At 60.3% G+C, this 25,260-nt stretch carries 22 protein-coding genes; 6 read left to right on the top strand and 16 right to left on the bottom strand.

Translation table 11 applies throughout. The features are described from left to right. Window positions 1-230: 230 nt before the first annotated feature. Together yjeH and G5195_RS06680 are read right to left on the bottom strand one after the other, a co-directional pair. The gene (yjeH, locus tag G5195_RS06685; RefSeq protein ID WP_216949496.1) at window positions 231-1,511 is read right to left on the bottom strand and encodes an L-methionine/branched-chain amino acid transporter; all 1,281 of its coding nucleotides are present in this window, start codon (window positions 1,509-1,511) and stop codon (window positions 231-233) included. A gap of 101 nt (window positions 1,512-1,612) precedes the next feature. Beyond that, complete coding sequence (locus G5195_RS06680; protein WP_216949497.1) at window positions 1,613-2,512, bottom strand: LysR family transcriptional regulator; 900 nt, start codon at window positions 2,510-2,512, stop codon at window positions 1,613-1,615. A 154-nt stretch (window positions 2,513-2,666) separates the two neighbouring features. On the opposite strand from G5195_RS06680, the gene G5195_RS06675 reads away from it, so the two are divergent. Next, window positions 2,667-3,695 carry an MBL fold metallo-hydrolase gene (locus tag G5195_RS06675; protein WP_216949498.1) on the top strand — a complete coding sequence of 343 codons (1,029 nt, stop codon included), beginning with the start codon at window positions 2,667-2,669 and terminating at the stop codon, window positions 3,693-3,695. Between the two features lie 66 nt (window positions 3,696-3,761). On the opposite strand, the gene G5195_RS06670 is transcribed toward G5195_RS06675, so the two are convergent. Continuing rightward, a complete protein-coding gene (locus G5195_RS06670) occupies window positions 3,762-5,054 on the bottom strand; it encodes an HAAAP family serine/threonine permease (protein WP_005338498.1) in 1,293 nt (430 codons plus the stop codon). Window positions 5,055-5,552: 498 nt separating this feature from the next. Here G5195_RS06670 and G5195_RS06665 point away from each other — a divergent pair, with 498 nt between their 5' ends. Then, the gene (locus tag G5195_RS06665) at window positions 5,553-6,491 is read left to right on the top strand and encodes a LysR substrate-binding domain-containing protein (protein WP_421235970.1); all 939 of its coding nucleotides are present in this window, start codon (window positions 5,553-5,555) and stop codon (window positions 6,489-6,491) included. Window positions 6,492-6,564: 73 nt separating this feature from the next. Next, entirely contained in the window at window positions 6,565-7,977 is a 1,413-nt protein-coding gene (locus G5195_RS06660; RefSeq protein ID WP_421235969.1) for an MATE family efflux transporter, read from the top strand. Window positions 7,978-8,091: 114 nt separating this feature from the next. Here the strand turns inward: G5195_RS06660 and alsS are convergent, their stop codons facing one another. Together alsS and budA are read right to left on the bottom strand one after the other, a co-directional pair. Continuing rightward, window positions 8,092-9,762 (bottom strand): acetolactate synthase AlsS, encoded by a 1,671-nt coding sequence (gene alsS / locus G5195_RS06655; protein WP_421235968.1) that lies wholly within the window; start codon window positions 9,760-9,762, stop codon window positions 8,092-8,094. A gap of 18 nt (window positions 9,763-9,780) precedes the next feature. After that, window positions 9,781-10,575 carry an acetolactate decarboxylase gene (gene budA, locus G5195_RS06650; protein ID WP_005338506.1) on the bottom strand — a complete coding sequence of 265 codons (795 nt, stop codon included), beginning with the start codon at window positions 10,573-10,575 and terminating at the stop codon, window positions 9,781-9,783. 108 nt (window positions 10,576-10,683) lie between these two features. Between budA and G5195_RS06645 the strand changes: the two genes are divergently transcribed. After that, window positions 10,684-11,619: a LysR family transcriptional regulator gene (locus tag G5195_RS06645; protein ID WP_421205194.1), complete on the top strand. Its 936-nt coding sequence runs from the start codon at window positions 10,684-10,686 to the stop codon at window positions 11,617-11,619. Between the two features lie 42 nt (window positions 11,620-11,661). Here G5195_RS06645 and tyrS read toward each other — a convergent pair whose 3' ends face one another. Continuing rightward, window positions 11,662-12,861: a tyrosine--tRNA ligase gene (gene tyrS / locus G5195_RS06640; protein WP_019445249.1), complete on the bottom strand. Its 1,200-nt coding sequence runs from the start codon at window positions 12,859-12,861 to the stop codon at window positions 11,662-11,664. Window positions 12,862-12,970: 109 nt separating this feature from the next. Here tyrS and G5195_RS06635 point away from each other — a divergent pair, with 109 nt between their 5' ends. Then, window positions 12,971-14,308: a peptidoglycan DD-metalloendopeptidase family protein gene (locus G5195_RS06635; protein WP_421222930.1), complete on the top strand. Its 1,338-nt coding sequence runs from the start codon at window positions 12,971-12,973 to the stop codon at window positions 14,306-14,308. 312 nt (window positions 14,309-14,620) lie between these two features. Beyond that, window positions 14,621-15,745, top strand: coding sequence for an anhydro-N-acetylmuramic acid kinase (locus G5195_RS06630; protein ID WP_421235967.1), 1,125 nt, complete (start codon window positions 14,621-14,623; stop codon window positions 15,743-15,745). Between the two features lie 92 nt (window positions 15,746-15,837). Here G5195_RS06630 and G5195_RS06625 read toward each other — a convergent pair whose 3' ends face one another. From G5195_RS06625 to G5195_RS06580, 10 genes are all read right to left on the bottom strand, one after another. Continuing rightward, a complete protein-coding gene (locus G5195_RS06625) occupies window positions 15,838-16,635 on the bottom strand; it encodes a DUF1338 domain-containing protein (protein WP_216953068.1) in 798 nt (265 codons plus the stop codon). A 64-nt stretch (window positions 16,636-16,699) separates the two neighbouring features. Next, window positions 16,700-18,169: a succinylglutamate-semialdehyde dehydrogenase gene (gene astD, locus G5195_RS06620; RefSeq protein WP_216953067.1), complete on the bottom strand. Its 1,470-nt coding sequence runs from the start codon at window positions 18,167-18,169 to the stop codon at window positions 16,700-16,702. A gap of 72 nt (window positions 18,170-18,241) precedes the next feature. After that, entirely contained in the window at window positions 18,242-19,261 is a 1,020-nt protein-coding gene (gene astA, locus G5195_RS06615) for an arginine N-succinyltransferase (RefSeq protein WP_005334994.1), read from the bottom strand. A 76-nt stretch (window positions 19,262-19,337) separates the two neighbouring features. Next, window positions 19,338-20,555, bottom strand: coding sequence for an aspartate aminotransferase family protein (locus G5195_RS06610; protein ID WP_216953066.1), 1,218 nt, complete (start codon window positions 20,553-20,555; stop codon window positions 19,338-19,340). Window positions 20,556-20,832: 277 nt separating this feature from the next. Next, a complete protein-coding gene (locus G5195_RS06605; protein ID WP_216953065.1) occupies window positions 20,833-21,414 on the bottom strand; it encodes an aminodeoxychorismate synthase component II in 582 nt (193 codons plus the stop codon). A 21-nt stretch (window positions 21,415-21,435) separates the two neighbouring features. Then, the gene (locus tag G5195_RS06600; protein ID WP_216953064.1) at window positions 21,436-21,651 is read right to left on the bottom strand and encodes a hypothetical protein; all 216 of its coding nucleotides are present in this window, start codon (window positions 21,649-21,651) and stop codon (window positions 21,436-21,438) included. Window positions 21,652-21,768: 117 nt separating this feature from the next. Beyond that, window positions 21,769-22,773: a tryptophan--tRNA ligase gene (trpS, locus tag G5195_RS06595; RefSeq protein WP_005362251.1), complete on the bottom strand. Its 1,005-nt coding sequence runs from the start codon at window positions 22,771-22,773 to the stop codon at window positions 21,769-21,771. A 42-nt stretch (window positions 22,774-22,815) separates the two neighbouring features. Further along, window positions 22,816-23,484 carry a phosphoglycolate phosphatase gene (locus G5195_RS06590; protein ID WP_005353990.1) on the bottom strand — a complete coding sequence of 223 codons (669 nt, stop codon included), beginning with the start codon at window positions 23,482-23,484 and terminating at the stop codon, window positions 22,816-22,818. Beyond that, window positions 23,471-24,145: a ribulose-phosphate 3-epimerase gene (gene rpe, locus G5195_RS06585; protein WP_005335006.1), complete on the bottom strand. Its 675-nt coding sequence runs from the start codon at window positions 24,143-24,145 to the stop codon at window positions 23,471-23,473. Before rpe ends, G5195_RS06590 begins: the two co-directional genes overlap by 14 nt. A gap of 190 nt (window positions 24,146-24,335) precedes the next feature. Further along, the gene (locus tag G5195_RS06580; protein ID WP_005335008.1) at window positions 24,336-25,208 is read right to left on the bottom strand and encodes a Dam family site-specific DNA-(adenine-N6)-methyltransferase; all 873 of its coding nucleotides are present in this window, start codon (window positions 25,206-25,208) and stop codon (window positions 24,336-24,338) included. Window positions 25,209-25,260 lie beyond the last annotated feature (52 nt).

The following is a 25,260-nucleotide window of genomic DNA, read 5'->3' as shown; positions in this document are numbered from 1 at the left end:
GAAGGGCATCCTTGCGGGCATTCCGACCACCGGGATCGGAAGGGATCACTTTAAGCAAAACGGGAGCTGGATCCCACTTTTTTTGGCTATAAATCGCCGTTGAGTTGATCCGACACCGCACTTTTCGGCAAATAGCGTGCCAACTAGTATTCATATGAACATCACATATACCGGAATCAAAAAGCCCTGAACATCAGGGCTTTCTCATTTCTTCGACTATCGGGGAGACGTTACTTCGCCAGCGGGAGCGCATCCTGCTGACGACTGCGGCGCAGATGACGCCGCCACAACGAGAAGCTGCCGTAGCCAAGACTGAGCACCACCGCATAGAGGACCTGAGTGGCGAGCGCCACCAGCACCAGGGCGCAGAGCAGCACGCTTATCCCTGCCAGCCCCTTGCCCACCCCGCCGAGCAGGCGCCAGCCCGCCGCCATGCAGAGCAGGTAGACCAGCACGAAGTTACCGTTGGCGTAGCGGATCAGCTCATCGAGGGGCAGTCGCAACCAGATGATAAGGGTGATGCAGAGCAGGCAGATAAGCAGTACCAGACCGAGCGCCCGCAGCGGCGCACCCCGAGCGGTAAGCACCGCCAGCGAGGGGGGCAGCTTGCCTTCACGCGCCATGCTCCAGATAAGCCTCGCAAAGCCCTGAATGTAGATGTTGATGCTGGCAAAGCAGGAGAGGTAGCCAAGCACCGCCACCAGCCACTTGGCGGTGGGGCCTAACAGCAGGGAGAGCAGGGCCGGAATGGCGGTGGCGTTGGTCGCCTCATCGCCGTAGAGGCCGTATTTGAGCACCACCAGCGAGTGGATCCAGTAGATAAGCCCCGCCAGCAGCACCCCGCCGAGCAGGGCGATGGGGTAGTCCCGCTCCGGCCGCTTGAACTCCTCCCCCATGTGGGCGAAGGCTTCCAGCCCGACGAAACACCAGAACATCACCGCCAGCGCGGTGGCCATAGGGGGCCACTCATCCGCGCTCGGCAGCGGCCGGGCCGCATCGCGCCAGCTCACCTCTCCCTTGAACCAGATCAGCAGGGTGAGCCCCAGAATAGCCAGAGCTATCAACAGTTGCAGGTTGCCGGAGGAGCGCGCCCCGCGCAGCCCCAGCAGGAATACCCCGAGCAGGGTCAGCAGCTGGATGGCCCAGAGGGTCCACTCCCCCATCTCGAACAGGGCGTGCCAGAAACCGGCGGCAATCATCAGGGCTGCGGGCAGCCCCACCGGCAGCACAGCCAGGAAGAGGAAGGCGGAGAAACGCTCGGCGCCGTTGCCAAAGGCGAGGCCAATCAGGTGCGGCGCGCCGCCCGCATGGGGATAGCGACGACCGAGGCGAGCGAAGGTAAAGGCGATGGGCAGCACCAGCGCAATCAGCAGCAACCAGGCCCAGAGCGAGGCCCCCCCCGCCAGCGAGGCGGCAGTCGCCGGTACCACGAAGATCCCGGTGCCAAGCAGCGAGGTGGCGAGCAGCCCCATCCCCTGCCAGAGCCCGAGATCCTTTTTCAACCCAGACATATCCTTTTGTCCCGACTAGAAAAACATCCCGCCATGTTAGGCCTGCTCCGCCCCTTTGTTAAGCACGATGGTTAATCGCGGCTGCGAGAATATGCAGCCTTTTATTCGGGCTCGGGCCCAGCTTGCAGGGATTCGGCCAGAAAATCCCCCAACAGGGTGATCTTGAGTACCTGCCGCCGCGCCGCCGGATAGATGAAGTAGAGGGTCTTGGCCGGGCTCTGATAGTGGCCAAGCAGCGGCAGCAGACGCCCCGCAGCGATATGGTCACGCACCTGTTCGGCCGGCTGCAAGGTGATGCCAGCCCCCGAGAGCGCCGCCGTCAACAAGGCTGGCCAGTGATTGATGCGCAGGCGCGAGGCGACCCGCACCTCCTCGCTCTGGCCATCCTCACCGACAAACTGCCAGCGCTCGTGCTCGCCCCAGTTGCCGTGCAGACACTGGTGGCGAGCGAGATCGGCCGGATGACGGGGCACGCCGTGGCGATTGAGGTAGTCGGGGGCCGCGCAGAGGCGGTAGTGCTGGGTCAGCAGCGGACGGGCGATCAGCGCCTCATCCTGCGGGCGCAGGGTGCGGATGGCGGCGTCGAACCCCTCCTCCACCAGATCGACCCAGCGCGGGGTGAGCTGCAGATCCAGATCCAGCTTGGGGTAGCGGTCGAGAAAAGCGGGCAGCAGCGGCACCAGCCGGTGGTGGCCAAAGCTGAGGGGAGCGGCGATGCGCAGCCGTCCGGCCGGCTCGGCCAGCAGGTTCTGGGTGAGCGACTCGGTCAGTGCCAGCTCCTCCAGCACCCGCTGGCAGCGAGCCAAAAACAGCTGGCCCAGCTCGGTGAGAGTCTGCTGGCGGGTGGTCTTGTGAAACAGCTTGCCCCCCAGCCACTGCTCCAGCCCCAGCACATGCTTGCCCACCATCTGGGCGCTGATCCCCTCTTCGCTCGCCACCGCGCTGTAGGAGCCGAGATCCACTACCCGGGTGAAGATTCGCATGCTGGTCAATCGGTCCACAACCCCTCCTTTTTGCCCGTTTCAAGGCCGTTTGTCCCGCGACAGGGCCCCTATTCACAACCAAAAGTTTAGTAAGAAATGGATTTTAGCCAATTTATTCAACTTTTAGTTACCAATACAGTGATGCCGTCCCTCCCCCACAGGATAAATTCCCATGAAAAGCACCTATCTGGCCGCATTACTGGTCGGTCTGCTGGCCAGCGGCGCCAGTCAGGCTGCCGAGAGCAGCTTTATCAGCAACCACGATCATGCCCCTGCCTCAGCAACTCAAGCCCGGCCCGATATCTTTCGGGTCAGCCTGCTCGGCACCGGCACTCCGGTACCCCAGATCAGTCGTGGCGGTTACAGCACTCTGGTCGAGGCGGGCAACCAGAAGCTGGTGTTCGATTTTGGCCGCAACTCCGCCACTCGCCTGTGGCAGCTGCATATCCCCATCGGCCGGGTCAACGCCTTCTTCCTCACCCACTTTCACTCCGACCACACCAACGGGCTGGCGGATCTCTGGCTGACCGGCTGGCTGCAACCGGCCTATGGCCAGCGCCACGCGCCGATGGAACTCTACGGCCCCAAAGGCACCACAGCTCTCGCCCGTGGCTTGCAGCAGGCCTACGCCACCGACATCGCCACCCGGGTCAAGGATGAGGGTACGCCGCTGGATGGGGTGGAGATCAACAGCCACGAGGTTACCGCCGGGGTGGTCTACAACCATGACGGGGTCAAGGTAACCGCCTTTGACAACGACCACGGGGTCAACATCAAGCCGTCATTCGGCTATCGCATCGACTATCACGGCCATAGCGTGGTGCTCTCCGGCGATACCCGCTACAGCCCCGAAGTGGTGAAGCAGGCCAAAGGGGCCGATCTGCTGGTGCACTGCGTCTCCATGACCTCTGCCGAGCAGATGAAGGCCAACCCCGGCTACAAGGCGATCGCCGGTCACCTCGCCTCCCCTGAGCAGGCGGCCCGGGTAATGAACGAAGCCAAACCGGCGCTGACCGTGTTCAGCCATATCGGCCTCAACGGCAAGATCAGGGTCAAAGATCTGGCGCAGGATCTGCGCGCCCGCTACTCGGGCCCCTTTGTCATCGGCAACGACCTGATGCAGATTGATCTGCCTACCACGGCCTCCGGCAAGGGCTATGCCCTCTGGCAGTCGGAAAATATCGACAATGCCCAATCCTGAATCCCGGCCATAAAAAAGCCGCCTCTTGCGAGGCGGCTTCTTCATTCAACTTGGTAACCGGAGTTATCAGGCAATCAGCTTGTAGATGATACCGGACATGGCGATCAGGCCGATGATGGTCACGAAGCCGTTGCTGATGTTGCCAGCGTATTTGCGCATGGCCGGAACCTTGGTGATGGCGTACATCGGCATCAGGAACAGCAGCATTGCGATGATCGGGCCGCCCAGGTCTTCAATCATGCCGAGGATGCTCGGGTTGATGGTAGCGATGGCCCAGGTGGTCAGGATCATGAACACGGCAGTGACTTTGTTCAGTTGCTTGGTGTCAACGTTCTTGCCCTTCTCGCGCAGCGCCTTGGCCATCAGGCCGTTCATGCCCTCTTGCGCACCCAGGTAGTGACCCAGGAAAGATTTGCTGATGGCAACCATGGCGATCAGCGGAGCCACAGTACCGATAACCGGGTTATCGAAGTGGTTGGCCAGGTAGGACAGGATGGAGATGTTCTGTTCTTTGGCAGCAGCCAGGTCAGCCGGGGAGAGGCTCAGTACGCAGCTGAATACGAAGAACATAACGGTCATTACCATCATGACGTGGGCGCCCAGCAGGATGTTGCTGCACTTCTTCTCGGCACCTTCACCGTAACGACCTTTGTTGTCCACCGCGAAGGAGGAGATGATCGGGGAGTGGTTGAAGGAGAACACCATTACCGGGATAGCCAGCCACAGGGTCTTGATGAAGTCACCGTTGAAGGCGTCAGACAGGGCCGGAGCTTCAGTGATGATGGCACCGTTCCAGTGCGGGATCAGGTAGAACGCCAGACCCATCAGGGTGAGCACGAACGGGAATACCAGCACGCTCATCGCTTTGACGATAACCTGGCCGCCCAGACGAACAACCGCCATCAGACCGAGGATCAGGGCCAGTGACAGAACGGCACGGGGAGGTGCAGACATGCCCAGCTGGTGAACAATCACGCTCTCGACGGTGTTGGTGATGGCGACTGAATACATCAGCACGATCGGGTAGATAGCAAAGAAGTAGAGCAGGGTGATGAATTTGCCTGCGGTCTTGCCGAAGTGCTCTTCTACTACTTCAGTGATGTCGCCATCACGGGTAGAGCCGGACAGCACGAAGCGGGTCAGACCACGGTGAGCAAAGAAAGTCAGCGGCAGCGCCAGGATCAACATGGCAACCAGCGGCCACAGGCCACCTACACCGGCGTTGATTGGCAGGAAGAGCACACCGGCACCGATCGCGGTACCGTACAGACCCAGCATCCAGACCACATCGGCCTTGTTGACGCCGCGGGAGGTGTTGCTGGCTAAACGACCATCAGCTGCAATATTCATGTCAGACATACGTTGTTCCTGTCATCTAGGAAAATGGGATTCTTGTTTGGTCGGGCCTTGGCCCGGTTCCATCTCCCTGGAACGCCTGCTGTCCGTCCTTGATATTAACCTCTCGCCCCCCGGCAACCTGGCCATCACTCCTTGTGACAACAGGATTGCAACAAACAACAGTGCGAGATTTTGACCCTGAGGGTCGGCGCCCGTCTCACTTAACAACCGATTAACGTGCGCCACTCTTGATGGGCTGACTTTAATTAAATGCCCTTATTAATCACAGCGTTTTTTTGAATTAATCAACCAAAGTTTGATTTTGGTCGCCTTTCGGACGACCAAGATCACACTCAAAGCGCCTTATTGTGAGTTTTTTTTAACAATTCAACTTAGTTTCACTGGAATCAATGGCCTGTGAGCAGCTACATATTTGCAACAAGCCACCCGTTTAGCGCGGATTGTGTGCGACACGGCCTTGGCGTACCCTTGTGACTCACGCCTTTTTGTTGATTGATGATGACCATTACCCGTACCGATCTCGCCGAACTGGCAGTGTTTGCCGCCGTCGCCCGTCACTGCAGTTTCAGCAAGGCCGCCCTCGAACTCGGGGTCTCCGCCTCCGCCCTCAGCCATAGCCTGAAGGGGTTGGAAGCAAGGCTGGGGGTGCGGCTGCTCAACCGCAGCACCCGCGCCGTGGTGCCGACCGAAGCGGGCCAGCGGCTGCTCAAACAGCTGCTCCCCACCCTCAGTACTCTTGAAGAGGCGCTTTGCGAGCTGGCCCGCAACAGCGATGAACCGGTGGGAAGGCTCAAGCTCTGCGCCCCCCGCGGCGCCATCGACAGCCTGCTGGCACCTGTGCTGATCGACTATCTGGCCCGTTATCCGCGGATGCAGGTGGAGGTGGTGGAGCAGGAGCTGATGCCCCGGCTGATTGAAGATGGTTACGATGCCGCGCTCTTTTATGGGGATCTGCTGCCCAAGGAGATGATCGGCATCCCCCTCGGCCCGCCCCAGCGCTATCTGGTGGTGGGCTCCCCGGCCTATCTGGCGGAGCACGGCGCGCCCGAGCACCCGAGCGAGCTGAGCCGCCACGCCTGTATCGGCTATCGCCTCACTCCGCACCACCACTATCGCTGGGCCTTTGCCGCCGACGGCACCATGCTGGAGATAGAGGTAACCGGGCCGCTCACCACCAGCACCCCGGCCCTCTATCTGGGCGCCGCCGAGGCGGGGCTGGGACTCGCCTACTGTCTGGAAGAGGAGGTGAGCCAAAAGGTCGCGGAGGGGAAACTGCTCACCGTGCTGGAGCCCTGGTGCCCCACCTTTGCCGGCTTCTACCTCTTCTATCCCAGTCGGCATCAGCTGGGCAGCGGGCTGCGCATCCTGATCGACAGGCTCAAGGCCCACTACCAAAACCCCGGATTAGTGAGTAATACTCAGCAATTCATCAAGTGAAACCCTGATTATCACCAAATAAGTATTAATCTAGACTAGCTGTTCGATAATCGAACTCCCCGAGAGAACAGATATGTCTGCCTATTTAACACTGCGGCAACGGGCCATGACCCGTCGCTTCTGGGCTTACGCCCTCCCCTCCATTCTTGCCATGCTGGTCTCGGGGGCCTACTACCTCATCGACGGCATCTTCGTCGGCCACTATGTCGGCGCCGCTGGCCTCGCCGGGATCAACCTGGTCTATCCGGTCATCATGGTGCTGATCGGTCTGGCCGCCATGATCAGCATGGGGGCGGCCACTGCCATCTCCTTCCAGCAAGGGGCGAAAAACGACAAGCTGGCCCGCCAAGCGCTGGTCAACGCCCTCTGGCTGCTGGCCGGACTCGGGGGCGTTGCGCCGGTGCTGCTCTATTACACCCACACCGATATCCTGCTGGGGCTGGGGATTGAACAGGGCACCGAGACCTGGAAACAGGCGAGTGACTACCTCACCTGGATTGGCGGCGGTACCCTGCTGCTGGCGAGCAATCTGGCGGTGCCCTATCTGCTGCGCAACGATGGTCGCCCGAAACTGGCCATGGTGCTGGTGAGCAGCGGCGCCGTGCTCAATATCATCCTCAACTACATCATGGTGGGTCGGCTGGGGCTGGGACTGATCGGGACCGCGCAAGCCACCCTGATGGCAGAGGGTGCGGTGAGCCTGATCGGTGTTGGCTACTTCTTTACCCCCTGGGCGCGGCTGCGCCTCAGCTGGCGGGATCTGGTGCCCAACCTCCCCGCCATGCCGCACCTGCTCTTTACCGGTCTGCCGAGCCTGATTGCCCAGTTCAACCTCGGCCTGCTGCTGATGCTGCACAACAGCCAGCTGATGGTGTATGGCAATGTGAAGGATCTGGCGGGCTTTACCGTAGCCGGTTACACCGAAGCGGTCTTTATCGTCATTCTGCAGGGGCTCGCCTTCGGCATTCAGCCGCTCATCAGCAAGGCGGCAGGGGCCAAACGCCATCGCAACCTCAAGTACCTGATGGAGATGGGGCTCAAGTTCACCTTTATCTACGGCATGCTGGTGTGGCTCACCATCCAGCTGCTGCCGGGACAGGTCGCCATGCTCTATACCGGCGATCAGGATCCCGAGCTGCTGGCCGCTGCTATCAGCAGCCTGACCCTCAACCTCGGCGCCATTCCGCTGGAGGGGATCATCATGTTCGGCATAGTGCTGCTGCAATCCATGGCGCGCACCCGTCAGGCACTGGTCATCTCCATCGCCAAAACCCTGTTGCTGCTGCCGCTCATCTTCCTGCTGCCGCAACTGTGGGGGCGTGATGGGGTGCTGATGGCCCAGCCCGCGACCGTGCTGTTGCTCACCCTGCCGCTCTGCTGGCTGCTGTGGCGCGAGTGGCTGCGCCTGAAGATGGCCTGCGCGCCAAAAAACAAGCGTCGCCCGCAACCGGCCCGCGCACGCGCCGCCGTCCAGCTGGCCCGTTAAGGCCACCCATCCCGCAAAATAATAAAAAACCGGCATCCATTGATGCCGGTTTCTGCTATATGGGCTGGTCTGCCTGCCCTTACACGAGGATTCAGGCCAGCACTGCTGCCCACACTATGCCAATACTTCTGGCCTGAGCTGGGCCATCAGCCCCGGGTTGTCGGAGTAATCCACCGGGATCGCCACCACAGCAGGCCCCTCCACCGCCAGTGCGGCCCGCAGGGTGGCGCGCAGCTCATCGGCCGAACGCACCGCGAAACCGGCCGCCCCGAACGATTCGGCATAGCGTTTGAAGTCGATGGGGCCAAAAGAGACGCCGGAGGTGCGGCAATACTTCTGCTGCTCCTGCATCGCGACCATGTTGTAGCCGTTATCGACCCAGATGATGTGAACGATATTGCTCTTGAGCCGCACCGCCGTCTCCAGCTCCATGCTCGACTGCATAAAGCTGCCATCCCCCGATACCGAGATCACCTTCTCACCCGGCCGCACCAGCGCCGCACCGATGGCCCACGGCAGTGCCACCCCCATGGTCTGCTGACCGTTGGAGATAAGCACCTGACGAGCGCGGAAGCTGTAGAGGTAGCGGGCAATCCAGATATGGAAGCTGCCCATGTCGACGCAAAGGGTCATGTCGTCGCGCACCAGATCCTGCAGCTCGCGCACGATACGCAAGGGGTGAACCGGATTGCCGTGCAGATCGTCGGCCCGCATCGCCAGTCGCAGTCGCTGCTGGCGAACCCCTTGCAGCAACCGATCCACCTCGGGGGGACGGATTTTCGGATTGCCCATGATGCGGGTCAGCTGCAACAGGTTGGCACGGATCGACCCCACCAGCTCGGCGGTCGGGCAGTAGCTGCTGTCGATATCGGCAGGCAGCACGTCGATATGGAGGATGCGCCGCTCCCGATCGCCATTCCACAGCACGGGGTCGTACTCGATGGGGCTGTAGCCGATGCAGATCACCAGGTCGGCCCCTGCCAGCAGTTGATCCCCCGGCTGGTTGTTGAAGAGCCCCACCCGTCCGGCAAAGTCATCGAAGTGGCAGCTGTCCACCACCCCGGCAGCCTGATAGGTACCGGTCACCGGCAGCCGCACCTTGTCGAGGAAGGCGCGCACTGCCTCGGCATTCTCCGGCCGACTCGCCATCAGGCCGAGCAGCACCACTGGATTCTGGGCGTTGCGCAGCAGGGTCAATGCCTGCTCCATATTCTGTTCATCGGCACAGCCCGGCTCCGGCACTTCCCGAGGCACCAGCACATTGCCCTGTACCGGCTTGTTGATGATATCCATCGGCAGGCTGACAAACGCCGCCCCCGGCCGCCCCAGCTCGGCGGCGCGAAAGGCGTTGGCCATCACTTCCGAGATCGCCGCCCCGCTGTTGACCTGGGCGCTGAACTTGGTGACCGGACGGCAGAGGTTGACCGTATCCATGCTCTGATGAGTGAGCTTGAGGCCGTCGGCACGGCGCACCGCACCGCCCAGCGCCACCATGGGGTCCCCCTCCGAGGTGGCAGTCGCCAACCCGGTAATAAGGTTGGAGCAGCCGGGGCCCGAGGTGACCAGCGCCACCCCCGCCTTGCCGGTCAGGCGCCCCACGGCGGCCGCCATAAAGGCGGCGTTCGCCTCGTGGCGCACCACTATGGTCTCGATGGGGGAGTCCTCCAGCGCATCGAACACCCGATCAATCTTGGCCCCCGGGATCCCGAACACCTGCTTGACCCCTTGCGCCTCCAGATGACGAACCACCAGCTCGGCACCGCACTTCCACTGTCTGTTTTCCATGTTATTGCTCCTTGTCTATCAGCCTTCGGCGGCTTGAATGGCGCGATCGAGATCGGCGGGGTTGAGGTCGGCCTGCCGGAAAGCTGGATCCGATGGCAGGGCCAGATTGAGGTGACGCACCACAGAAAGTCGCAGGGTACCGTGGGCCATGGTGTAGTCGAGCAGATGGCCGCCCCCCTTGCGATCGGCGGTGATCATGTGCTCGTGAAAGCCCGCCACATTGACCCCCTGCACGAACGGCGGGCAGCGAAAGCCCACCAGGGTTCCCGCCACCGCGGCAAAGCGGAACAGCGGTTGCTGTTCGATGGCTTCCAGCATGGGGCGATAGGGGGGCTCCTGACGCGGCACGGTTCGTACCTTGGCCGTTTCAAACTGGCCGTCGAGGCGCAGGGCGACGAAGACGTTGTCGGATCCCACCAGCCGATCCACCCACTGGTGGATCTCGTCACGGCTGAGGGGGTGATCGAAGCGACGCTCCAGACAGGGGCGAAAATGGGTCATCACCGCAAAGGGGGTCTTCTGATCGGCGCGGGCGGGCCGGGCCGAGCCATCGGAGCGCAACTGGTGGATCTGGCGCTCGAAGGCGATCAGCTCGCCATCGAGGTGATTGAAGGTGCCGAGGCCAAAGTCGCCGTGGCGCAGCAGCTCGCTCATGGTGGTCTCCCCTTCGTAGACCCCCGCCAGCAGGGCGCTCATCAGGGAACTCTGGTAGATCTCGCCACCGTCATGCTGCCTGCGCCAGCGGGAAAACTGCTGGCTCACTTCGAGGGCACAGCTGCACCCGGCACTGTCAGATGTTGCAATATGTTCCATTCGGGTTTCACCTCCACCGTGAATCCTGTTAGCGTTCGGATCCAATGGTGACTTGGTTCACATTTCAACACCAATACGCTGATCCCATGACTTTGAGACTCAATCGATATGGAACTTCGTACGCTCCGCTACTTCATGGCCGTTGTTGAAAAGCAGAATTTCACCCGCGCAGCCGAATCACTCAACATGGCCCAGCCGCCGCTGAGCCAGCAGATCCGCAAGCTGGAGGAGACCCTGGGCACCCCGCTGCTGCGCCGTTTGACCCGCAGTGTCGAGCTGACCGAGGCGGGCGAGAGCCTCTATCGGGATGCGGCGCAGATCCTGGCGCTGGCCGATGCGGCAAAACTGAAGGTAAAGCGGATTGCCCGGGGCGAGCAGGGGGCACTGCGGATCGGCTTTGCCGGGTCCACCGTGCTCCACCCCGCGGTGCTGACCCTGCTGCACGACTATCGGGAGCGCTACCCCGAGGTGGCCCTCAGCCCGCAGGAGGGCACCATGCCGGCATTGGTGGAGGCGCTACGCAACGATCGGCTGGATGCGGCCATCTTGCGGCTCCCCTGCCGCGGTAGCGAGGGCTTTGCCCACCACCTTATCGAGCAGGAGCCGCTGCTGATCGCCCTGCCGACCAGCCATCCCAAGGCCAAGCCGGGCCCCTTGCCACTGGCCAGCCTGAAGGACGAGAGTTTTATTCTGTTTCCCCACGCCATCGGGCCCGGGCTCTATGACGGCATCGTGGGTCTCTGCCGGGAGGCGGGGTTCGAGCCTATATTGGGGCCCGAATGCCCGCAGGTGATCTCTACCGTCGGCATGGTGCAGGCGGGCTTTGGCGTGACTCTGGTGCCCAGCTCGGTGGCGGCGCTGCGCCCGCTCGGGGTCAGTTATCACCCCATTGAGGGCAACGGCATGATGACCAGCATCAGTCTGGCAACACGGCCACACCCAAGCAGTGCCGTGCTGCGGCACTTTATCGCCCAGATCCGTGCCGCCCAGATACAACAAGGCCTCCAGAAGGAGGCCCTGTTGAACAAGCTTGAACCGGTTTGATGGCCAGCTTGCCTGATGCGACGGCTTATTTGACGGTACTGCTTATTTGACAGTCACGCGGGCAAACTTGCGCTTGCCGACCTGATAGACGGCGGTACCGGCACCGATGAGTGCCTTGCCATCTTCCAGCTTCTCGCCATCAACCTTGACCGCACCCTGCTTGATCATCCGCAGCGCTTCGGAGGTGGTGGCCACCAGATCGGCCTCTTTCAGCAGGTTGGCAATGGCCAGACCTTCGCCTTCCAGAGCCAGCTCGACTTCCGGCATTTCGTCCGGAATGGCGTTCTTGGAGAAACGCTGGGTGAAATCTTCGTGGGCCGCTTCGGCCGCCGCTTCGTCGTGATAACGGGCGATGATCTCTTTGGCCAGCCAGATCTTCACGTCGCGCGGGTTGAGAGTACCGGCAGCGATGCCTGCCTTGAACTCTTCAATTTCGGCCAGCGGACGGAAGGAGAGCAGCTCGTAGTAGTTCCACATCAGATCGTCGGTGATGGACATGATCTTGCCGAACATCTCGCCCGGAGCGTCGTGAACGCCGATGTAGTTGCCTGCGGATTTGGACATCTTCTTGACGCCATCCAGACCCACCAGCAGCGGCATCATCAGCACGCACTGGGTCGCCATGCCGGCATCTTTTTGCAGCTCGCGGCCCATCAGCAGGTTGAACTTCTGGTCGGTACCACCCAGCTCAACGTCCGCCTTCAGCGCGACCGAGTCATAGCCTTGCAGCAGCGGATAGAGGAATTCGTGAATCGCGATGGATTGGCCGCCGGTGTAGCGCTTTTTGAAGTCGTCGCGCTCCATCATGCGGGCCACGGTCTGCTTGGCCGCCAGCTTGATCATGCCGGTCGCACCCAGCTCGCTCAGCCAGGTCGAGTTGTACTCGATGCGGGTCTTGGCCGGGTCGAGGATCTTGAACGCCTGCTCGGCATAGGTGAGGGCGTTGTGCTTGATGGCCTCTTCGGAGAGCGGCGGACGGGTGGCGTTCTTGCCGGAGGGGTCACCCACCATGGCAGTGAAGTCACCGATCAGCAGGATCACTTCATGGCCCAGATCCTGGAAGGTCTTCAGCTTGTTGAGGATCACGGTATGACCCAGGTGAATGTCGGGGGCGGTTGGGTCCATGCCCAACTTGATGCGCAGCGGGCGCCCTTCCTTCAACTTGGCGACAAGTTCTTCTTCAACCAGAATTTCTTCCGCTCCGCGCTTGATCTCGGCTAGCGCCACCTCGAGCTGGGACATTTTTTGACTCTCCATCACGATTCCACAGGGCCAAACATATTACTGGAATGGCGGGCCAATTGGAAAGGCTGTAAAATCCGTCCATTCTGCCCGACTTCATCTGCTTCTCATGGTTATTTGGCACGCCTTCAACGCACTCCCCCACTGGCACCGCAAGATGGTGCTGATCTTGAGCATCATGATCATGATGCTGGCGGCCTGGCCCAGCGAACAGGCAGTAGCAACACGGGTCGATGAAAACGGCAACGAGATTGCCCTGCGACAGCAACAAGAAGAGAACAGCGACGACAATCTGGCCCAGGACGATATCACCGCAGATGCCGTGCAACCGGCCACCCCGTCCAAACCGCGCTATATCACCAAGCAGGTGAAGGTACGCCGTGGCGACAACATGGGAGTCATCTTCCAGCGCATTGGCCTGAGCACCACGGATCTGCACCTGATCGACCAGCTCGAGGGCAGCGATCCCCTGCGGATGCTGCAACCTGGGCAGGAGCTCACCTTCAAGCTCACCGAGAACGGCGAGCTGCACAGCCTCTATTACCCCCACAGTCTGGAGCAGGCGCTCAAGGTGAGCCGCAAGGAGGAGACCTTTGTCGCCCGCAACGTCAAGATCGCCCTCGACACCCGCGAACAGGTGAGCAAAGGGGAGATCCGCTCCAGCTTCTGGGGCGCCGCGGTGGATGCGGGAATGACCGAAGATCAGATCATGGACTTGGCCGCCATCTTCGGCTGGGACATCGACTTTGCCCAGGACTTGCAGCCGGGGGACAGCTTCCGGGTGGTCTATGAAGACAAATTCCGCGACGACGAGCGGGTCGCCTCCGGCGATATTCTGGCGGCAGAGTTCGTCAACCAGGGCACCGCCTACCGCGCCGTGCTCAATGAAGATGGCAACTACTACACCCCGGAAGGCAAAGCGATGCGCAAGAGCTTCCTGCGTGCGCCGGTCAACTTCAAATACATCAGCTCCAACTTCAACCCGCGCCGCCTCCATCCGGTGACCGGCAAGATCCGCCCCCACAACGGCATCGACTATGTGGCGCCGGTGGGCACCCCCATCATGGCAGCGGGCTCCGGCAGCGTGGTGGCCGCCGGTTACAACCAGTTCAACGGCAACTACGTCTTTATCAAGCATGCCGGCAACTATGTGACCAAGTACCTGCACCTCTCCAAGCGCACCGTCAACAAGGGACAGCGGGTGAAGCAGGGCCAGACCATCGGCACTCTGGGTGGCACCGGCCGCGTCACCGGCCCGCACCTGCACTACGAATTCGTGGTGGGCGGCATTCACAAGAACCCGCGCACCCTCACCCTGCCACAGGCAGAGACCCTGAGTGGACGCGAGCTGGCCAACTTCAAAAAGCTGGCGATGCCACAACTGGCCAAGCTCGACAACCCCGAGCTGCAGCTGGCCCAAAACAAGCGGGATAGTCGCGGCAACTAAGCCATCAGGGCTGGCAGGGTGAAAGCCCTGCCAGCCCCTTTTATTGAACCCGCGCCAGGCAATCAGATTGAAATGAGTCCACTTTCGAGCATAAGATGAGATGGAACACCGGGAGCGGCATGTGGCACGGAAGCAAGGGCTTATCTATCCTGTCTCTCTCACTCTTTTTCCGGTCCGCATTGAGGATGCAACATGGTTGAGCGTTATATCGGTCTGATGTCAAAGACCACGCTATGTGGCATGGGATGAAAGCCGCTCCCCTCTTTACCCTCTCTGCACACCGCATTTTCAAGCAGCAATGTAAGGAGACATATGGCTGAACGCTATATCGGTCTGATGTCGGGAACCAGCATGGACGGCATTGATGCCGTGCTGGTGATGATCGCCGGGGATGAACTGCGGGTCGAAGCGGCGCTTTGTCACCCCTGGCCGCAAGAGACCGCCCGCACGCTGCATGCCCTCTGCACCCCGGGCGACAACGAAATCGACCGCATGGGGGTGGCCGATAATCTGGTGGCGCGAGAGTTTGCCGCCGCCACCCACGCGCTGCTGGCCAAGGCGAAGCTTGAGCCCAAAGATATTCGCGCCATCGGCAGCCACGGCCAGACCATCCGCCATCGCCCCCAGCTTAGCTTTACCTTACAGATCGGCAACGCCGCCCTGCTGGCCGCCCAGACCGGCATCGACGTTATCGCCGATTTTCGCACCATGGATATGGCCCTCGGCGGTCAGGGGGCGCCGCTGGTGCCCGCCTTCCATCAGGCGCTGTTTGCCAAGCCCGGCGCCCTGCGGGTGGTACTGAACCTCGGCGGCATCGCCAATATCTCGGTGCTGCCGGGCAATCCGGGCGGGGTATATGGTTTTGATACAGGCCCGGCCAACACTCTGCTCGATGGCTGGTATCGCCGCCATCAGCACCACGGCGGCAGCTATGACGCCGGTGGCAAATGGGCCGCCAGTGGCAAGCCCATCCCGGCCCTGCTGGAGACGCTGCTGGCTCACCCCTACTTCGCCGCCCCCGCCCCCAAGAGCACCGGACGGGAGATGTTCACCCTCGATTGGCTCGATGGGGAGCTGGCAGGCACTTCATACGCCCCCGCGGATGTGCAGCGCACCCTGCAGGCGCTCACCTGCCACAGCATCGCCCACCAACTGCCCGCCCGGCCCGAATCAGTCGGTGCCAGCCAGCCGAAAGCCGAGCTGTTTGTCTGCGGCGGCGGTGCCCATAATGCCCCCTTGCTGAAAGAGCTGGCCAGCCTGCTGCCTGCATGGCGCATCGCCAGCACAGCCGAGCTGGGCCTTGCCCCCGACTGGGTGGAAGGCGCAGCCTTTGCCTGGCTGGCGGAGCGCTTTATCAAGCACAAACCCGGCAACCTGCCCGCCGTCACCGGCGCCAGCCGTCCGGCTGTGCTGGGTGCTCTCTACCCCGCACCCTAGATATCCCCCAGATATGCAAATGACGACAGCCCCGATATGGGGCTGTCGTCATGTCACATCATGAACAGTGGCACTTTGGCCAACACCCGTTGTTACATGGCATTGGTGGATTCAAAAATTTTGTCGGCGGACGCTTCGACAAAGCCCGGATAGAGCACGCCATCAGGCTGCGGGTAGCGCAGGGCAAACTCGTAGAAGCAGCTCGGGATGGTACGCACCCCATCGCTGAACGGCACCTCTGCTTTGTCGGCCATGGTGGAGGATTGCTCCAGCATCACCTGCGGGTCCCCTTTCACCTCGCCACCCACGCTGTTGAGCACGAAACCCGCCGTCTTGAGCGCCGCATTGACCTGATGGATGGTGTCAAAATCCTTCAACTTGTTGATATTGACCGTGAAGTGGTTGGCACGATAGCCCCATGCCGCCATCCAGGCCGCGTACTCACTCTCCGCCAGCAGAGTCTGATAATCGGCATAGGAGACCTGCCAGGGGGCACCGGTGTAGAGAAATGCCGGGGTATCGGTCAGATGATCGGGCACCTGATCCGCCAGCTTATGGATAATGGCCTGTGCGCCTGCGGAGAGTTCTTCGACCTTCAGCTCACTGATAAACACCTTGGGAGCGTCCGGATCTTTGTGCTCAAAGTGCTTGGCGTAGAGCTTCTTGGCCTTGAAGACGTACTCGCCCTTCTGCTCGTAACCGAGCGCCAGGAAGTGGGCGGCCAGCTTCTCCAGCCCCAGCTTTGGCAGGTTATAGGTACGAAACGCCACGTGATCGTTGACGATGGGCTCGCCGCCACCCAGCAGGGTGTGCACCTTGAGGGCACTCGGAGTCACCTTGATGTAGTTGTCCCACAGATGGCTGAACAGAGTGTCGATATCCTTTTGCATCTATCTTTCCTTTGATTGCGGGTACGAAACGGGGCCCCGATGGGTGCCCCTTGTAGTTGTCCGTTTAGAAGAAGAGGCCCGGCGAGAGCTGCTCCGGCATAGCGGCCTTGCTGTCTTCGACCGACGCAACCGGATAAGCACAGTAGTCAGCAGCGTAGTAGGCGCTCGCCCTGTGGTTGCCGGAAGCGCCGATACCGCCAAACGGCGCAGCACTGGAGGCACCGGTGATGGGCTTGTTCCAGTTGACGATGCCAGCGCGGATCCGCTTGAAGAAGTGATTCCAGTCCGCCTCCTTGTCACCCAGCAGACCGGCCGAGAGGCCGTAGCGGGTAGCGTTGCCCTGATCGATAGCGGCATCGAAATCATCGTAACGAATGAGTTGCAGTAGCGGGCCGAAGTACTCTTCGTCCGGCAGCGCGCTCACTGAGGTCACGTCGATGATGCCCGGGGAGACAAAGCCGGTGCCCGCTTTCAGGTGCTCAAGCACCTGCAGGCTCTCGCCGCCCAGCTGTTGCAGGTTGGCTTGTGCCTCGACCATGCCAATCGCAGCTTTCTCGCTGATCATTGCCCCCATAAACGGCTGTTCGGCGGCGTCGTAGAGGCCGACCTTGATCTTGCCTACCACCTCGACCAGTCGTTTGACCAGCGCATCGCCACGCTCACCGCGCTCGACAAACAGGCGACGGGAGCAGGTGCAGCGCTGACCGGAAGTGATGAACGCCGACTGGACAATGGCATGGACGGCGCCGTCGATGTCGCTCACATCTTTCACGATCAGCGGGTTGTTACCGCCCATCTCCAGCGCCAGAATTTTGCCCGGCTGGCCGGCAAACTGTTGATGGAGGAAATGGCCGGTGCGGGAGGAGCCGGTAAAGAAGAGGCCGTCGATATCGGGATTGCCCGCCAGCGCCTTGCCGGTCTCGACCTCCCCTTGCACCAGATTGAGCACCCCCTTGGGCAATCCGGCCTGCTGCCACACCTTGACCATGGCCTCGGCCACCATGGGGGTCAGCTCGGAGGGTTTGAACACCACGGCGTTACCCGCGATCAGGGCCGGGACTATATGGCCGTTGGGCAGATGGCCCGGGAAGTTGTAGGGGCCGAACACAGCCACCACGCCGTGGGGCTTGTGACGGACAAACGCTTTGGCGCCCGGCATGGCATTTTCAACGGTGCCGGTGCGCTCGTCGTGGGCACGAATGGAGATGGCAATCTTGCCCTGCATGGCGGCTACTTCAGTGCGGGTCTCCCACAACGGTTTGCCGGTTTCGCGGGCGATGGTCAGGGCCAGCGCCTCTTTCTGCTCGCCGAGCAGGTCGGCATAACGGCGCACTATGGCCAGACGATCTTCAAGGCTCATATCCGCCCAGTTGTAGAAGGCGGCACGGGCGGCCTTGACGGCAGCATCCCCTTGCGCCGCACTGGCGGCAGCCCCCTGCCAGATCACCTCGTTCTTGGCCGGATCGGTTGACTCGAACGGCTTGCCTTCACCGGCAAGCCACTGACCGTCGATAAATTGCACTAACTGGCTCATCCATTCACTCCCTGTCGCTGGCAGGCAGCCTCGGCTGCCTGCCTGATAATCGGTTTGCTTGTCCTGTTTGTCTCAGTCGAGGTCGACCACCCGCACCATGTCGCCATCCTGTACCTTGAGTGCCGCCGCCATCTTGGGCGGGATGATGGCTTCGTGCTTGTCGAGATCGACCCGGATATTGCCGTAGCAGGCGCGGTAATGCTCGAAACGGCTGTTGCAGATAAGGTGGGTCTTGCCACCGATGGGCTCGCCCACCAGCACCCGCAGTTTCTTGCTGCGGCGCACGCTGCGGATATTCTTCACGTCGCACTCGACGGTGGGGCCCGCATCGAAAATATCGACGTAGCCACGGTTCACGAAGCCCTCGTCCTGCAGCATCTTGATGGCCGGGCGAGTCTTCTCGTGGGTCTGACCGATAACGGCCCGCGCCTCTTTGCTCAGCAAATTGACGTAGATGGGGTACTTGGGCATCAGTTCGGCGATAAAACGCTTCTTGCCGATGCCGGTCAGATAGTCGACGGTGGGAAAATCCATCGAGAAGAAGTGGGTTTGCAGCCACTCGTAGAAGGGGCTGTGACCGTTGGCATCGGAGACGCCGCGCATTTCGGCGAAGACGGTCTCGTCAAACAGCTCGGGGTGCTCGGCCATAAACAGAAAGCGGTGCTTGGAGAGCAGGCGGCCGTTGAGCCCTTCGCGGGCACATTCGCGCAAGAACAGGGTGCAGAGCTCGGAGTTGCCGGTGTAGTCGTTGGAGAGAGTCAGGGTTTCAACGACGTTGTAGATGCCGAGCTTGGGAGAAGAGTGCACCACTTTGCCGATGTGGTAGTTGTAAAACGGCTGGGAGAGGCCAACCGCGGCATCGATGGCACAGGTGCCGACCATCTCGCCGGTCTCCAGATCCTCAGCCACGAAGAAGTAGAGGCAGTCCCCCTTGCCGGCGGGCTTGTCGGAAAAAGTCTGGGTAGAAGCATCGATCTTGCGCTGCAGCAACTCATCGTTGACGGGCAACGAGGTCATGCCGGTGCCGGACTCGATGGCGCAGGTCTTGAGCCCGGCAAAATCTTTTTGCTCGATGGGACGGATAACCAACATAAATGACAACTCCCTTTCATTGACGACAGGTGGGGGCCCGGCTCCTGCCGGGAGAGCTCCCCACCTCAATTTGGAATCAGGCGTTGACCACCTGGGCAACCGCCTTCTCGAAGCGGGCCAACCCTTCCTTGATGTCCGCTTCCGGGATCACCAGTGAAGGGGCAAAACGAACCACGTTGGTACCGGCAACCAGTGCCATCAGCCCCTGATCGATAGAGGCCAGCAGGAAGTCGCGGGAACGCCCCTTGAAGTCCTCGCTCAGAGCGGCACCCAGCAGCAGCCCCTTGCCACGCACTTCGCTAAAGCAGTGGTATTTGGCGTTGATCGCCTCAAGCCCATCGCGGAACAGCTGTTCGCGCCGCTTGACCCCGTCCAGTACCTCGGGAGTATTGATCACGTCGATCACTGCCTCGGCGACCGCACAGGCCAGCGGGTTACCGCCGTAGGTAGAGCCGTGAGTGCCCACTTTCAGGTAAGAAGCGATTTCGTCGGTGGTCAGCATGGCGCCGATGGGGAAACCGCCCCCCAGCGCCTTGGCGCTGGTGAGGATGTCCGGCGTGACGCCGAGCCCCATATAGGCATAGAGATCACCGGTCCGGCCGACCCCTGACTGCACTTCGTCATACACCAGCAGGGCATTGTGTTTGTCGCACAGCTCGCGCACCCCTTTGGCAAACTCGTCGGTAGGACGAATAATGCCACCCTCCCCTTGCAGCGGCTCCATCACCACGGCGCAGGTGTTGTCGGAGATCACCTCGGCTAGTGCCGCCAGATCGTTGTAGGGAACATGGGTAATGTCACCGGGCTTGGGACCGAAGCCATCGGAGTAGGCAGCCTGGCCACCGACGCTGACGGTAAAGAAGGTACGACCGTGGAAGCCCTGATTGAAGGCGATGATCTGGGTCTTCTGCTCGCCAAACTTCTCGATGGCGTAGCGGCGAGCCAACTTGAGGGCAGCTTCATTCGCTTCGGCGCCGGAGTTGCAAAAGTAGACCTTGTCGGCAAAGGTGGCCGCGACCAGCTTCTTGGCCAGACGCAGGGCCGGTTCGTTGGTCATTACGTTGGAGAGGTGCCACAGCTTCTCGCCCTGGGTTTTCAGAGCCTCGACCAGCTTGGGATGACAGTGACCCAGGCCGTTAACGGCGATACCACCGGCGAAGTCGACATACTCGCGCCCCTCCTGATCCCAGACACGTGACCCTTCACCACGCACCGGGATGATCTTGGCGGGCGCATAGTTGGGAACCATCACTTCATCAAACACTTCACGTGTCACTGCCAACAACTCTGACATATAGCTCTCCTTCAGATTCGGCGACAGAATAATCCACCGCCTAAAAGTTAAATCCGTGTAAACGTGACGGGATTATCACAGAAATAAAGTAAAAAGTCTGTAACAAGACGACCTATGAGGAACAATGTTCGATTGACCTTGAGATTTTAGGCAACCGCATTGCATAACGACTCAGGGGGGCTTGGCAAGAGATAATTTGGGCTGGAAGGGGGCTGAATAAAGTGTCAGAGAAATATTTTTTACCTTCTTTCAAACTTGAGAAGGTGATCACAAATTTTTATGAACAGGACAGAAAATTGGCCAGCAGCAAATGGCCCTGTTCGCTCAAAATACTCTCCGGATGGAACTGAACACCCTCGACAGGAAGTGTCTTATGGCGTAATCCCATGATTTCGTCAAACGAGCCATCGGCATGCTCGCTCCAGGCGGTGACCTCGAAGCAGTCGGGCAGCGTGTCGCGCTCCACCACCAGTGAGTGATAACGGGTCACCCGCAAGGGATCCTTTAGACCGTAGAATACCCCTTCGCCGCGATGGCGAATCAGGGAGGTCTTGCCATGCATCACCTGACGCGCGCGAACCACGCGGGCACCAAACGCCTGCGCCAGCGACTGGTGGCCAAGGCAGACGCCAAGAATGGGTAGCTTGCCGGCGAAGTGGCTGATGGCATCGAGAGAGATCCCCGCCTCATTGGGCGTACAGGGACCGGGAGAGATCACCAGAAAACGGGGGGAGAGCTGCGCTATGGCATCAAGCGTCAGTTCATCATTGCGCTTGACCACAACCTCTTGTCCCAGGGCGCCGAAATATTGCACCAGATTCCAGGTAAAAGAGTCGTAGTTATCGATCAACAACAGCATGAGATAACCAACAGTGGAGAATTAACGATCGAGATAACGACCCTGTTCCATTTCCCGTTCACGCTGACACTCGGCCAGATAGATGGCTGCAGCGATGGCAGCAGTCTTGTGATGTTTATCGATGGCATTGGAGACCATCAATTGCAGGGTATTGAGGTTTTTCGCCTTGCGGAACTTGCGCAGCCAGTGACCTTTATCACTCAGCTCTTCAATCGAAATATTTGGTTGAACAGACATGCGTACTCTTGGGGATATAACCCGGGTTGAAATAAAGAATTAAACAAAATACAACGTGGGAAAATAAAGAAAGCCAGGCAAATACCCAGCTCTCTTCTACTACACCTTCCCAGTATGTCAGGCTCGAGGAACGAAGCCGACTACATCATATACGCTGGTCAGGGTTTTTTCAGCTCTTTCACGCGCCTTTTGTGCCCCTTCGGCAAGAATCGCAATCAGATGGGCCTCATCCTGACGCAACTCGTGGAAACGAGCCTGGATCGGTTCCAGCAGCGCAACCACGGCTTCGGCGGTCTCGGTCTTGAGGTGACCATACATCTTGCCTTCGAAGTGCTGCTCCAGCTCGGGGATGGAGCGGCCAGTCACGCCGGACATCAGGGTCAGCAGGTTGGAGACACCCGGTTTGTTTTCCGGGTCGAAACGCACCACCGCCGGCTCGTCGGAGTCAGTCACCGCACGCTTGATCTTCTTGACGATCTGCTTGGGATCTTCCAGCAGGCCGATGAAGTTGGCCTCGTTGTCATCCGACTTGGACATCTTCTTGGTCGGATCCTGCAGGCTCATCACCCGCGCACCTTCGGTCGGAATGAAGGGCTCCGGCATGGTGAACACTTCACCATAGAGGTTGTTGAAACGGGTACAGATGTCGCGGGTCAGCTCCAGATGCTGCTTCTGGTCGTTGCCGACCGGCACCTGATTGGCCTGATAGAGCAGGATATCGGCTGCCATCAGCACCGGATAACCGAACAGGCCGACGTTGACGTTGTTCTCGAAACGGGCGGACTTGTCCTTGAACTGGGTCATGCGCGACAACTCACCCATCTGGGTATAGCAGTTGAGGATCCAGCCCAGCTCGGCGTGCTGCGGCACGTGAGACTGGATGAAGACAGTGCTCTTCTTGGGATCGATACCGACCGCTAGATAGAGGGCGGCTGCGTCCAGACAAGCCTTGCGCAGGGCAGCCGGGTCCTGACGAGTGGTGATGGCGTGCAGGTCGACGATGCAGTAGAGGCAGTCGAACTCATCCTGCATGTTGACCCACTGACGCAGGGCCCCCATGTAGTTGCCGATGGTCAGTTGACCGGAGGGTTGCGCCCCGCTCAATACGATTGGTTTAGTCATGAGAGTGTTAATCCTTGTTATTCAGCCAGCCCAGCTGCGCTATTAGACCAAAAGTGCATCGAGCTGGGCAAACTGCTCGAATACCCAGTCTGGATGGGAGTCGGCAATGGGGCGGCCATAGTTGTAACCGTAGGTCAGGCCCACCACCTTCATGCCGGCCGCCTTGGCCGCCAGCACGTCATTTTCGGAGTCGCCCACCATTAGAGTGCGAGCCGGGCTCACCCCCAACTCCTGGCAAGCGTGCAGCAATGGCTCCGGGCTCGGCTTCTTGACTGGCACGCAGTTGCCGCCAAGCCAAAGTTCGAAACAATCGCTGATGCCAAGGGCATCGAGGATGGGTGCCACGAAATCACTCGGCTTGTTGGTGACGATCGCCTGCTTGTAACCCAGGGTTTGCAGGCGACGCAGACTCTGGGCAACCCCGTCATACATAGCCAGCCCTTGCAGCAGGCAGGCGTTGTAGTGCTGGAAAAAGATCGGTCTGGCCTTGGCAAACAGCTCGGGATCGGCCTCGCGATAGGCGAGCGCCCGCTGGATCAGCTTGTCGGCACCATTGCCGACCCAGGTACGGATAACCGCTTCATCAGCTTGTTCCAGACCCAGATCAGCCAGAGTCAGATTGACCGCCAGCGCCAGTTGGGCGGCGCTGTCAATCAGGGTGCCGTCCAGATCGAACAGCACCAAATCAAATGCGCGCTCAGCGTGTGACATGAGCCAGCTCCGCACGCATCTTATCGATCACCGCCTTGTAGTCAGGCTGGCTGAAAATGGCCGAGCCGGCGACAAACATGTCGGCGCCCGCTTCGGCGATCTCGCGAATGTTGTCGACCTTCACCCCGCCATCGATCTCGAGTCGGATATCGCGGCCGCTCTCGTCGATCAGACGACGCACCTGACGCAGCTTGTCGAGGGTACCGGGGATAAAGCTCTGGCCACCGAAGCCCGGGTTGACCGACATCAGCAGGATCACATCCAGCTTGTCCATCACATACTCGAGGCAGGAGAGCGAGGTAGCAGGATTCAGAACCAGACCCGCCTGGCAGCCCATCTCCTTGATGAGGCCCAAAGAGCGATCAACGTGATCGGACGCTTCCGGATGGAAGGTGATGAGGGAAGCACCGGCCTTGGCAAAATCGGGAATGATGCGATCCACCGGCTTGACCATCAGGTGCACGTCGATGGGGGCCTCGATACCGTAGTCACGCAGCGCCTGACAGACCATGGGGCCAATGGTCAGGTTGGGGACATAGTGGTTGTCCATCACGTCGAAGTGAACCACGTCGGCACCTGCAGCCAGTACCTTGGCTACATCGTCACCCAGACGGGCAAAATCGGCAGAGAGGATCGAGGGGGCAATCAGAAAGTCTTTCATCAGCATCATCCATTGGCAGCCAGGGAGAAAAAGCGGCGCAATTTTAACGTAAAAGGCGGGCGAAAACGACTCGAATGCGGGGTAAATGGGGCAATCGCCTCCCCTCCCCCAGCCACCTAGATTTTGGGGCATCGGCACGGGCCTAGGCGCGCCCATAAAAAAACGGCGCCCCTGGGCGCCGCATGGTCTGTTACGTCAGCGGCAGCAGTTCACTGTCGCTGGGATAGTAACCCTGCTCAGGTTCGATTCCGGGGGGATAGAGCGCCAGCAACTCGGCCACCTTGTTACGGGTGCCGCCGTTGCGACTGATGGTGCGCTTGACCAGGATCTCGTCGAGGCGGGCACCGCGATAAAGCTCACGAGTCAGCTCGATATCATGGTTGCTGATCAGCACCGGCACCCCTTTGTGAGCGGCTGTGTGACGGGCCAGTCGCGCCAGGATCGCCTGATCATCCAGGGTAAACCCGCCGGAGGCATAGGTGGTGAAGCTCGCCGTAGTGGAGAGCGGCGCATAGGGTGGATCACAATAGATAACCCAATCCTCTTCGGCACGCTTGATGGCGTCGGCGTAGCTCTCGCAGATAAAGGTCGCCTTCTGCGCCTTTTCGGCAAAGGCCCACAGCTCTTTTTCCGGGAAATAGGGCTTCTTGTAGGAACCGAACGGCACGTTGAAGCCGCCCTTCTTGTTGTAGCGGCACAGTCCGTTGAAACCGTGACGGTTGAGAAACAGGAACAAGAGTGCCCGCTCGAAGGTGGTCTCGGTCTGATTGAACTGGGTACGCAGCCGATAATAGGCCGCCTTGTGGTTGTGCTCTGCCACAAACAGCTTGCGCGCCTCGGCAATAAAACTGTCCGGCGTCAGCTTGAGGTGGTTGTACAGGCAGATCAGATCCGGATTGATGTCGTTGAGCACATACGCGTCGTAGTCGGTGTTGAGAAACACAGACCCGGCCCCGACGAAGGGCTCCAGCAACACACGCCCGGCCGGCAGGCGCTCGGCAATCTCTTCAACCAGGGAGTATTTTCCCCCGGCCCATTTTAAAAAAGCGCGTGTTTTTTTCATGGAAATCCGGTGTGTAAGAAGGCAAGACCCAAAAAGGGGGACGATTCTACCC

This window comes from Aeromonas sp. 601039 (assembly GCF_049174415.1).
Taxonomy (GTDB): domain Bacteria; phylum Pseudomonadota; class Gammaproteobacteria; order Enterobacterales; family Aeromonadaceae; genus Aeromonas; species Aeromonas veronii_A.
Note: the sequence above shows the minus strand (reverse complement) of the source record. Positions and strands in the feature narration are given on the sequence as shown.